9 protein-coding genes are annotated in these 10918 nt (G+C 71.5%); 7 read left to right on the plus strand and 2 right to left on the minus strand.

What is annotated here, in order from left to right:
• On the minus strand, positions 1-887 hold an 887-nt coding region (locus tag SACHA_RS0118040; protein ID WP_019812050.1), incomplete at its 3' end, for an oxygenase MpaB family protein.
• Between the two features lie 141 nt (positions 888-1028).
• Here SACHA_RS0118040 and SACHA_RS0118045 point away from each other — a divergent pair.
• A complete protein-coding gene (locus SACHA_RS0118045; RefSeq protein WP_028663322.1) occupies positions 1029-2219 on the plus strand; it encodes a TetR/AcrR family transcriptional regulator in 1191 nt (396 codons plus the stop codon).
• A gap of 37 nt (positions 2220-2256) precedes the next feature.
• Here SACHA_RS0118045 and SACHA_RS0118050 read toward each other — a convergent pair whose 3' ends face one another.
• The gene (locus SACHA_RS0118050; protein WP_019812053.1) at positions 2257-3081 is read right to left on the minus strand and encodes an oxygenase MpaB family protein; all 825 of its coding nucleotides are present in this window, start codon (positions 3079-3081) and stop codon (positions 2257-2259) included.
• A gap of 107 nt (positions 3082-3188) precedes the next feature.
• Here SACHA_RS0118050 and SACHA_RS0118055 point away from each other — a divergent pair, with 107 nt between their 5' ends.
• The 6 genes from SACHA_RS0118055 to SACHA_RS22945 all read left to right on the plus strand — a co-directional run.
• Positions 3189-3893, plus strand: coding sequence for a TetR/AcrR family transcriptional regulator (locus SACHA_RS0118055; RefSeq protein ID WP_019812055.1), 705 nt, complete (start codon positions 3189-3191; stop codon positions 3891-3893).
• 355 nt (positions 3894-4248) lie between these two features.
• Positions 4249-5493: a glycine cleavage T C-terminal barrel domain-containing protein gene (locus tag SACHA_RS0118060; RefSeq protein WP_019812057.1), complete on the plus strand. Its 1245-nt coding sequence runs from the start codon at positions 4249-4251 to the stop codon at positions 5491-5493.
• 28 nt (positions 5494-5521) lie between these two features.
• Positions 5522-6388, plus strand: a complete 867-nt coding sequence (locus tag SACHA_RS0118065; RefSeq protein WP_039739719.1) for a methylenetetrahydrofolate reductase — start codon at positions 5522-5524, stop codon at positions 6386-6388.
• A gap of 16 nt (positions 6389-6404) precedes the next feature.
• Positions 6405-8096 carry a formate--tetrahydrofolate ligase gene (locus tag SACHA_RS0118070; RefSeq protein WP_019812061.1) on the plus strand — a complete coding sequence of 564 codons (1692 nt, stop codon included), beginning with the start codon at positions 6405-6407 and terminating at the stop codon, positions 8094-8096.
• Between the two features lie 16 nt (positions 8097-8112).
• Positions 8113-10638, plus strand: a complete 2526-nt coding sequence (locus tag SACHA_RS0118075) for a GcvT family protein (RefSeq protein ID WP_019812063.1) — start codon at positions 8113-8115, stop codon at positions 10636-10638.
• Positions 10635-10918: electron transfer flavoprotein subunit beta/FixA family protein (locus tag SACHA_RS22945; RefSeq protein WP_408640332.1), on the plus strand; the 284-nt coding region annotated here is incomplete at its 3' end. The genes SACHA_RS0118075 and SACHA_RS22945, both read left to right, overlap by 4 nt.

Consider the following 10918-nt stretch of genomic DNA (forward strand, 5'->3'; position numbering starts at 1 on the left):
CCGTCGTCCGGCGCGTGGGACGTGCCGCCGCGGGCGGTGCGTCCCCGGGCGCGGCCGCGCAGGATCAGTCCGTACGCCAGTGGTGCGTACCGCAACGGCTCCGGCAGATGGCGGTGCACCGCGCCGACCACCCGGGCGAACCGGCGGAACGCCCGCTCGTCCCGGGCGGTCCAGGAAATCCCGAGCCGTTGCCGCAGGACCGGGGGCAGCGCCCCGACCGTGGTGAACCGGACGAGTCGTCCCGCCGGTCGGATCGCCGCCCGCCACAGCGGTTCGGGCAGCATCCGGGTCGGTCGCGCCGGGTGGGTCAGCGCCCGGAGCACGTCCGTCGTGCTGTCGTTGGCCTCCAGGGTCTCCCGGACGGTCCGGTCGAAGACCTCCTCCGCCTCGGCCCAGGTCGCGGCCATGTGGTGCGACTTCAGGCCCAGCGCGAACCCGATCGCGCGGAACTCGGCCCACATGGTCTCCCGCTCGTCGGCGTCCATCGGGGGGCCGAACGTGTCCGCGGTGTCGGCCAGGTAGCGCGCCAGCGTCAGGTGGACCCAGGCGTAGGCCGCCGGATTCAGGGCGTGGTAGCGCCGTCCCGCGTCGTCGACGCCCTTGATGTCGCGGTGGACGTCGACGAGCCTGCGTCCCTCGACATCGGCGCCCCCGCCCATGCCGTAGAGGAACCGCAGGGTGGACAGGTGGGTGTCCCACGCCCGTTTCCACGGCCTGCGGCGGAACTCGGAGTGGTCGCGGACCCCCGCACCGACCACCGGATGTGCCACCTGCAACAGCAGTCCCGTGCCCGCGAGGAAGACACCGGGCGCGACGCCGAACCGTCTCCAGCTGACCGAGCCGGGGCCGGGCAACGACTCCGCGCCGGTCGGGTCCCGGTGCGTCATGCGACCCTCCGATCTTCGCGCCGATGCGAATGGTGATTAACCATGTGGGCTTGCGGTGAGGCTTGTCAAGACCACGGATGGTGCTCGAGTAGAGTCGTTTGTCCCGGTGTGAACCGGATTTACTCACCGCGGAGGGCGAGGATGTCCGAACGAAGTACCCGAGAACGGACGCGGGACGGTTCCCGGGTGGACCGCAAATGGCAGATTGCCACGATCGCCGCGGAGCTGTTCTGCAGGCGGGGGTACTACACGGTCGGACTCACCGAGATCGCCGCCGAGGCGGGCATCACCGGCCCCGCCGTGTACAAGCACTTCCCCAGCAAGCAGGCGATTTTGGCGCACGTGGCCGAGGAGGTCTCCGGACGGCTCGACGAGCTGGTCGCGAGCGCGCGGTCGGCGACCGGGACACCGTGGGAGCAGCTCGACGCGCTGATCCGGGGCTGCGTGCGGCTGGTCGTCGAACGCCGGGGCAGCGTCGCGCTGTACCAACGGGAGAGTCGCTACCTCGCACCGGCCGAGCACACGCGGTTCACCGAGGCGATCGAGACGGTGCTCGGAGTGGTCGCCGACCGGCTCGCGGCGGCCCGGCCCGAACTGTCCGCCGAGGAGGCGCTCGCCGTCGCGTCGGCCGCCTGCAGCGCGATCGCCAGTCTCGGGGTGCACCGTATCCCGGTGTCCGCCCGGACCGCGGGAGACGGGCTGCGGGAGATCGCCGGCCGTGTCCTGGGGACCGAGCTCCCGTCCGCGGCCACGGAGGTGTCCCCTGTCCGGGACGCGGCGCGGGGCGAGTTCCTCTCCCGGCGGGAGCGACTTCTCGTGGCCGCGCCGCGACCGCTGCGGGAACGCGGATTCCACGGGGTCACGATGGAGGACCTCGGCGCCGCCGCCGGGATCGGCGGGTCCAGTGTGTACCGGCACTTCCGTGGCAAGGCGGACCTGCTCGCGGCCGTGTACTACCGCGCCACCGACCGGCTCGCCGTCACGACGGGGGAGGCGATCGACGGTTCCGCCGACGCGGACGAGGCGTTGCGCGGGTTGATCGAATCCTATGTGGACTTCGCGTTGCGGCACAGCGATCTCGCAGCGGTGTATCTCACCGAGTCCGAGAACCTGCCCGACAACGACCGGCACGCGTTGCGCCGGGCCCAGCGGGACCACGTCGACCAGTGGGTGCGCCTCGTCGCCGCCCGGCGGGGCGGGCCGCGGTCGACCCGGGTGCGGCTCGCCGTGCACGCCGCGCTGAACATTGTGCACGATCAGGCGATGAGCCGGGAGCGGATCGCGAGCCCGGAACAGGTGGCCGCGTTGGCGGCCGCGGCGTTACCGTCCTGAGCGGGATCGGCCCGTCCGGTGGCCGTGCGCCCCGGTGTCACACCAGCGGCGCGCCCCGGCGCAGCCTGCGGCGCAGGTCCCACAGAGAGGCGTTGTACGGGAACTCGCGCAGCGGCCGGGGCAGGCGCAGCACCGTCGTGCCGATCAACCGCATGAGCCGGTCGAAGCGCCGTTGGTGGCGCGGTGACCAGTCGAGCCGCATCCTCTCCCGGAATTGCGGTGGGAGGAACCCGGTGGTGACGAACGCGTTGAACCGTCCGAACAGCAGGCTCACCGGGCGGGGGAACATCCGCAGCCGGGCGATGCCGAGCAGGTGCTCGCGCACGGTGTCGTCGATGTCGATCGCGGACAGTGATTCCTTCCAGTACCGCTCGAACGCCGCACGGTCCGCGGGCCACATCTCGGGACGCACCTGCAGCGTCGTCCCGAGGGCGGCCGAGTGCCGGTAGAGCTCGTCGGTGGTGGCCGGGTCCGGTTCGCCCACGAACGCCCGGTAGACGTCCTCGACCCCCTTGTAGAGGCAGGCCGCCACCCACCGTTGCAGGTGGGGGTCCATCGCGTGGTAGCGGACCGGGCTCGACGGGCCGGACCGGACGTGCCGGTGCTGCCGGTCGACGGCGCGCCGGTACGCGGCACGCTCCTCATCGGTGCCGAGCATGGCGACGGCGAGGTAGGTCAGGGTGGTCCGGGTGCGTTTGACCGGATGCTCGTAGAGGTTTCCGTTGTCCACGGTGCTCTCGACTACGCCGTACCCGACCGCGGGCATCGCGAGTTGCATGATGACGTTCGCCCCGCCGGCCAGCAGGCCCGCTCCGAGGATCGTCTTCCGTCTGGTGTCCGGGCTCGTGGGTGTGGCGCTCACGGTGTCTCCTCCCCGGGGACCGCGGTGCTGATCTGAATACGACCGTTGGCAGATAGTGGACCGTGGTGAGCACGGGACTGTCAAGGGTGGGGTGTCAGGATGGGGGTATGGAACGGACCTCCCTGCGCACCTACGGCGGCGTCGCCGGGGCGGACCGGCAGGCCGGGCGGCACGCCCGGTTCCTCGAGGCCGGACTGGAACTGCTGGGGGCGGCCGAGGGGGACCGCGGGTTGTCCGTGCGGGGCGTGTGCCGGCAGGCGGGCCTGGCTACCCGCTATTTCTACGAGAACTTCGCCGACCGGGACGCGCTGGTGGCCGCCGTCTACGACGACGTGGTCGCCACGATCGCCGAGCGGACCCTGGAGTCGGTGCGGGCCGCGGAGGGTGCCGAGGCGAAGGTGCGCGCGGGCCTGGGCACGCTGGTGCGCCGGATCGCCGAGGATCCGCGTCGTGGGCACCTGTTGTTCTCCCCCGCCCTCGACGACGCGGTGGTGGCCCGCCGCCGGGTCGCCTCCACCCGGCTGTTCGTCCGATTGCTCGTGGGGCAGGCGCGGGAGTTCTACGGCCTGACCGACCCGGACCCCACCGACCCGGACCCCACCGACCCGGACCCCGTCGACCCGGATCCCACCGGTCCCGCCGGCGACACGGAGCCCGCCGACGCGACGGCGCTCGACCTCACCGCCGAACTGCTCGTCGGCGGCCTGGCCCAGGTGCTCTCGTCCTGGCTCACCGGCGCACTGGCGGTGACCGAGGAGGAGGTCGTCGACCGCTGCACCACCCTGTTCGTCCGCGTCGCGAACGCGGACTGACACTCCCGTCCCGCGAGTCGCCGGTCACGAACCGCGAGTCGACAGTCGCGGGCCGTGAATCGACACCCGACGACGCGGAGTCGGTGCCCGGACGCCGCGCGTAGTCTCGCGTGGCTCCGTGAGCCGGTCGTCAAATTCGCGTGTTGACCCGCCTTGACGTGGGGATCCGGGTATCGGGAGCCGATGATCGTGGACGGTGTTTCACCCCTTTCGGAGTACTTGACGCCGCCCCGGTGCCGTCTCACACTGTTGTGTATATCACAACGTGATGCACATAGCGCAACAACTTCAGCGACAACTCGTCCTTTCCGTGATCTTCGTCCGCGGAACTCCGGGCGCGAATCGAGGTGCCCCCATGGCTGATGTCATCCACCCCACGTTCGACAACACCGCCACCGCACCGGCCACGCCGACGGTCACCGCCACCGGCGGTGTCGTCGAGAACCCGGCCGTGATGCTCTACACCAGGCTGCGCAAGTCCCCGTACTTCTGGAAGTCGCGGGAGCGGGGCGTGGCCGCCTACAGCGTCTACAACCACACCTATCACCCGCGGCACTACGGCGACCCGGTCGGCGAGTACTGGTCACTGCTGCACGGGGTGACGGTCTGGGACGTCGGCGTCGAACGCCAGCTCGAGATCTCCGGGCCGGACGCGTTCGACTTCACCAACATGCTGGTCCCGCGCGATCTCACCAAGTGCGACGTCGGCCAGTGCAAGTACGTCTTCGTCACCGCCCCGGACGGCGGCATCATCAACGACCCGGTGCTGCTGCGGTTGGAGGAGAACCGGTTCTGGCTCTCGCTGGCCGACAGCGACGTCGGGCTGTGGGCGCAGGGCCTGGCCCACGCCGGCGGCTGGAACGTCGAGCTCCGCGAGGCCGACGTCGCACCGCTGCAGATCCAGGGCCCCCGGGCGAAGCAGGTGATGACCGACCTGTTCGGCGCCGACATCCTGGACGTGCCGTACTACCGGCTGCGCGAGTTCGAGCTGGACGGGATGCGTGTGGTGGTCAGCCGCACCGGCTACTCCGGCGAGGTCGGCTACGAGATCTACCTGCACGACGCCTCCCGGGACGCGGGCAGGCTGTGGGACGCCGTCTGGGAGGCGGGCGAGCCGCACGGCCTGCGCCCGATCGGTCCCTGCCACATCCGCCGGATCGAGGCGGGGATGCTCGCCTACGGCTGCGACATCACCCTGGACACCAACCCGCTTGAGGTCGGCTACGACTACCACTGGATGGTGGATCTCGACCAGGAGGCCGACTTCGTCGGCAAGGAGGCCCTGCGGCGGGCGCGGGAGACCGGCATCAGCAGGCTGATGGTCGGCGTGGAGATCGGGGGCAGGCCGCTCGGCAGCTACAACGACGGGTCGATGATCGAGCCGTTCCCGGTCTACTCCGGCGGTACCACCCCGGTGGGGTCGGTGACCAGCGCCTGCTACTCGCCCCGGCTGGACCGCAACATCGGACTGGCCATGGTGCCGATCGGGCTCAGCACCGCCGACACCGAACTCACCGTCGGCACGCCGGACGGGGCGCGGGGCGCCCTGGTCGTCGAGAAGCCGTTCATCGATCCCCGCAAGGAGACGCCGAAGCTCTGAGCAGCGACGGCGGAAAGGGGTGCCGACCATGCTACGGCGTCAGGAGCCCGGCGGGCGGGCGACCGAGGGCCTGCGGGCCCTCGGTCCCGCGCTCGACCGCGTGCGCTACGAGGTATTGCCCCTGACCGGGGTGCTGGAGCAGACGGCGATGTTGCCGGAGCGGACGGTCGTCACCGTCACGTCGTCGCCGTCGAAGGACCTCGAGGCGACCCTGGAGGTCTGCGAGAAGCTCACCGCCCAACGGCTGTGCGCGGTGCCGCACCTCGCGGCACGACAGCTCCGGGACGCCGGGCACCTGCGGGAGGTCCTCGACCGGATCGAGGGAGCCGACATCCGCGAGGTGTTCGTCGTCGGGGGCGACGTCTCCGACACCGGTGGTGCCTTCCCCGACGGGCTGGCACTGCTGCGGGCGATGACCGAGTCGGGCAGGCGACCCGACCGGGTGGGGGTGCCGTCCTATCCGGAGGGACATCCGTCGATCCCGGACGAGGTGTTGTGGCGGGCCCTGCGGGACAAGCAGGCCTACGCCGACTACACGGTCACGCAGATGTGCTTCGACGCCACGGCCGTGTGCCGGTTCATCGGCCGCGCCCGTGAGCACGGGATCACCCTGCCGGTCGTGGTCGGGCTGCCGGGTGCGGTCGAGGTGGGCAAGCTGCTCACCGTGGGGGCGCGCATCGGTGTCGGGGACTCGTTGCGGTTCGTCCGCGCCAACCGCTCCACGCTCGGCAGACTGGCCCGTCCCCGGAACCACCGGCCCGGGGATCTGCTGGCCCGGCTGGGTACCCGCGGTCGCGAGGAGGGGTGCGAGGTGGCCGGGCTGCACTTCTACACGTTCAACAGAGTCGGTGCGACCGCGCGGTGGGTCGGCACGACCCGCAGGCGGGTCGAGTGAGAAAGGGCGGAAGAACATGCCGTCGAACCTGGAGATCTCGCGCGGCGCGGTGCGCAAACCGCTGACCGACGTCGCCGCCGACATGGGCCTCGGGCCCGACCTCGTCGAACCGTACGGCAACACGGCGGCCAAGCTCTCCCTGGACGCCGTCGGTGCGCTGGCGGACAGGCCGAAGGCGAAGTACGTGGTGGTCTCCTCGATCACCCCCACGCCGCTGGGGGAGGGCAAGACGACCACCACCGTCGGGCTCGGGCAGGGGTTCGGACACCTCGGCAAGCGGGGTGTCGTCGCCATCCGGCAGTCCTCGATGGGGCCGACCTTCGGCATCAAGGGGGGCGCCGCGGGTGGCGGCTACTCCCAGGTGGTGCCGATGGAGTCGATGAACCTGCACCTGACCGGGGACCTGCACGCCGTGGGCGCGGCGCACAACCTGCTCTCCGCGATGGTGGACAACCACCTGCACAAGGGCAACACACTCGACCTCGACCCGTTCGCGATCACCTGGCGCCGGGTGCTGGACGTCAACGACCGGGACCTGCGCCAGATCGTCACCGGGCTCGGCGGCAGGCAGGACGGCATCCCGCGGCAGACGGGCTTCGACATCACCGCCGCCAGTGAGGTCATGGCGGTGCTGGCGCTGTCCACCTCGCTGCGGGACCTGCGGCACCGGCTCGGGCGCATCGTCGTCGGCTACGACCGCTCCGGCGAGCCCGTCACGGCCGAACAGCTCCGCGCGGCCGGGGCCATGTGCGTGCAGCTGCGCGAGGCGCTCAAACCGAACCTGATGCAGACCGTGGAGCAGACGCCCGTGCTGGTCCACTGCGGACCGTTCGGCAACATCGCGCACGGCAACTCCTCGGTGCTGGCCGACCTCATCGGCATCCGCGGCGGAGACTACCTTGTCACCGAGGCCGGCTTCGGGGCGGACATGGGCGCCGAGCGGTTCTTCAACATCAAGTGCCGGGCCTCGGGGCTGGTCCCCGACGCGGCCGTCGTGGTGGTCACCGTGCGCGCCCTCAAGGCGCACTCCGGTCGCCACCGGGTGGTGGCCGGCAAACCCCTGCCGGAGGAGATGCTCGCCGAGAACCCCGACGACGTCCGCGCGGGTGCGGCGAACCTGCGCAAACAGCTGGCCAACATCGCCGCGCACGGCGTGCCCGCCGTCGTGGCGGTGAACGCCTTCGACACCGACTTCGACAGCGAACACCGGGCCATTCTGGAAATCGCCGCCGAGGAAGGCGTGCACGGCGCGGTGAGCACGCACGTGGCCGAGGGTGGCAAGGGCGCGGCGGAACTGGCCGAGGCGGTGGCCGCCGCGTGTGACCGGCCGTCGGGGTTCACGCACCTGTACCCGGACGAGATGCCGCTGACCGACAAGATCGACACGGTCGCGCGCCGGATGTACGGCGCCGACGGCATCGACCTCTCCCCGACGGCCCGCAGGCAGCTCGACAGCTACACCCGCTGCGGGTTCGGCTCGCTGCCGGTGTGCATCGCCAAGACGCACCTGTCGCTGTCCGACGACCCCTCCCGCAAGGGCGCGCCGACCGGCTGGCGGCTGCCGGTGCGGGAGGTCCGCGCCTCGGCCGGGGCCGGGTTCGTGTACCCGATCTGCGGCGAGATGCGCACCATGCCCGGCCTGTCGTCGTACCCGGCGGCGGAGAACATCGACATCGACGACGCCGGCCGGGTGGTGGGGCTGGCGTGACGAAGGAGGGATCGAGATGACCGACCTACCGGCGCGCGCCGACGTCGTCGTCATCGGAGCCGGCATCGTCGGCAACTCGGTGAGCTACCACCTCGCGGAGGCGGGGTGGCGCGACATCGTGCTCGTGGACAAAGGGCCGCTGCCGGACCCCGGCGGTTCCACCGGGCACGCGTCGAACTTCATCTTCCCGGTGGACCACTCCAAGGAGATCACCGCGCTGACGCTGGACTCGATGCGCCAGTACGAGAAGCTCGGCACGCTGACCACCTGCGGCGGTGTGGAGATCGCCCGCACCCCGGAACGGGTGGAGGAACTGCGGCGCAGGATGGCCTCGGCCACCGCGTGGGGCGTCGAGTCCGAACTCGTCGACGCCGACCGGGTGGCCCGGTTGGTGCCGTTCGTGAACCGGGATCTGATCCTGGCCGGGTTCCACACCCCGTCGGTCGCCGTGGTCGACCCGTTGCAGACCGGGGCGCTGATGCGGCAGCAGGCCCTCGCGCAGGGGGCGCTGACCGTGCTGCCGAACACCGAGATCACCGGCGTGCACGTCGAGGACGGCCGGGTGCGGGGCGTGTCCACCGACGCCGGGGACATCGCCACCGGCACGGTCGTGCTCGCCTGTGGTGTGTGGAGCCCGAAGATCGGGGCCATGGCGGGCGCGCGCATCCCGCTGACCCCGGCGGTACACCAGATGATCGACGTGGGGCCGATCCCGGAGCTGGCCGAGACCCACACCGAGATCGCCTACCCGATCGTGCGGGACATGGACGCGATGATGTACGAGCGGCAGAGCGGGGCGGACCTGGAGGTCGGTTCGTACGCCCACCGCCCGATCCTGCACCGCGCCGAGGAGATTCCGTCGATCGAGTCCGCCGCGTTGTCGCCGACCCAGCTGCCGTTCACCCAGGAGGACTTCGACCCGCAGCTGGAGGACGCGCTGGAGCTGTTCGGGTCCGTGCTGGACAACCGCGAGGCCGGGGTGCGGCACGCGATCAACGGACTGCTGTCGATGACCCCGGACGGGGCGCCGGTGCTCGGGGAGACCCCGGAGGTGGCCGGACTCTGGTCGGCCGCCGCGGTCTGGATCAAGGAGGGCCCCGGCGTCGGGCGGGTGCTGGCCGAGTGGATGACGCACGGCACCACCGAGGTCGACCTGCACGGCGCCGACATCGCGCGGTTCTACCCGCACCAGCGCACCCAGGACGTCGTGCGCGCCCGCGCCGACGAGGGATTCAACAAGATCTACGGCATCGTGCACCCGCGGGAACAGTGGGACTCGGCCCGCGGCAGGCGGTTGTCCCCGTTCCACGCGCGCGAGGTCGCGCGCGGGGCCGAGTTCTTCGAGGTCGGCGGGTGGGAGCGGCCGCACTGGTACGAGTCGAACCGGCCGCTGCTGGACGAGTTCGGCGCGCAGGTCCAGCACCGCGCGCGCGAGTGGGACGCGCGCTGGTGGTCCCCGATCACCGACGCCGAACACCTGGCGATGCGGCAGCGCTGCGCGATGATCGACCTGTCCGCGTTCGCGCAGTTCGACGTCCGCGGACCCCGGGCCCGCGACTGGCTCCAGCACATGGTGCTCGCCCAGGTGGACCGTCCGGTCGGCCGGCTGATCTACACGCCGGTGCTCACCCCGGACGGTGGCTTCCGCAGCGACCTCACGGTGGCGCGGCTGGCGACCGATCACTACCGGGTGATCACCGGCGGCGCAGACGGTGCCCGGGACCTGTTCTGGTTCACCCGGCACCTGCCCGGCGACGGCGCGGCCACCCTCACCGACGTCACCTCGGCGGTGTGCACGCTCGGCCTGTGGGGGCCGCGGGCACGGGACGTGCTCGCCGCGGTCACCGACGACGACGTGTCACACGAGGGATTCCCGTTCGGCACGGCCAGGTCGATCGTCGTGGGCGGAGTGCCGGTGCTGGCGCTGCGGGTGTCCTACGTCGGCGAACTCGGTTGGGAGCTGCACGCCCCGTTCGAACAGGGCGCCCGGTTGTGGGACGTGCTCGCCGAAGCGGGACAGCCGCACGGACTCGTGCCCGCGGGGATCGGCGTCTACGGCACCACCGGCCGACTGGAGAAGGGCTACCGGCTGATGGGCGCCGAACTGGACGCCGAGCACGACCCGGTCGAGGCGGGGCTCGCACTGCCCAAGGTCAAGTCCCCCGACTTCATCGGTAAGGAGGCCTACCTGCGCGCCCGCGAGGACCAGCCCGCCGCGCTGCTGTGCAGCCTGCTGATGGGCCCTCCGGAGACCCACACCGACCCGTCGGGCGTGGTCCGCTACCCGCAGGGCGGCGAGCCGGTGGTCACCCCGGAGGGCGAGCGGATCGTCGACCGCAAGGGCCGCGGCTCGTACGTCACCAGTGCCGGCTCCGCCCCGTCGTTGGGGACCCACCTGCTGATGGCGTACCTGCCGCCGACGGTCGCCGTGGAGGGCACCGAACTCGGTGTGCGCTACATGGAACAGCGGTACCCGGTGACCGTGGCGCGGGTGGGCCGCGCCCCGCTGTTCGACCCGGACGACACACGCATGAAGTCGTGAGCGAAGGCAGGTGTGGAATGGACGTGCTGGTCTGCGTCAAGCGGGTGCCGGCCTTCGGCGCGAAGGTGCCGCTGCAGGGCGACGGCACGGTCGACACCCGGCACCTCGGATTCACCCTGGGCCCGCACGAGGAGTGCGCCGTGGAGGAGGCCGTGCGCCTCGTCTCGGCGCACGGCGGCACCGCCACGGTGCTGGCCGTCGGGCCGCCGGAGACCGAGGAGCAGGTGCGCTACGCGCTGGCGATGGGCGCCGACCGCGGGGTGCTGGTCGACACCGGCCG

The sequence above is a fragment of the Saccharomonospora halophila 8 genome, from assembly GCF_000383775.1.
Taxonomy (GTDB): Bacteria; Actinomycetota; Actinomycetes; order Mycobacteriales; family Pseudonocardiaceae; genus Saccharomonospora; species Saccharomonospora halophila.

Excerpts from the sequence above, each read along its gene's own strand:
- SACHA_RS0118045 (WP_028663322.1), top strand. The coding sequence starts at position 1,029 with ATGTCCGAACGAAGTACCCGAGAACGGACGCGGGACGGTTCCCGGGTG.
- SACHA_RS0118055 (WP_019812055.1), top strand. The coding sequence starts at position 3,189 with ATGGAACGGACCTCCCTGCGCACCTACGGCGGCGTCGCCGGGGCGGAC.
- SACHA_RS0118060 (WP_019812057.1), top strand. The coding sequence starts at position 4,249 with ATGGCTGATGTCATCCACCCCACGTTCGACAACACCGCCACCGCACCG.
- SACHA_RS0118065 (WP_039739719.1), top strand. The coding sequence starts at position 5,522 with ATGCTACGGCGTCAGGAGCCCGGCGGGCGGGCGACCGAGGGCCTGCGG.
- SACHA_RS0118070 (WP_019812061.1), top strand. The coding sequence starts at position 6,405 with ATGCCGTCGAACCTGGAGATCTCGCGCGGCGCGGTGCGCAAACCGCTG.
- SACHA_RS0118075 (WP_019812063.1), top strand. The coding sequence starts at position 8,113 with ATGACCGACCTACCGGCGCGCGCCGACGTCGTCGTCATCGGAGCCGGC.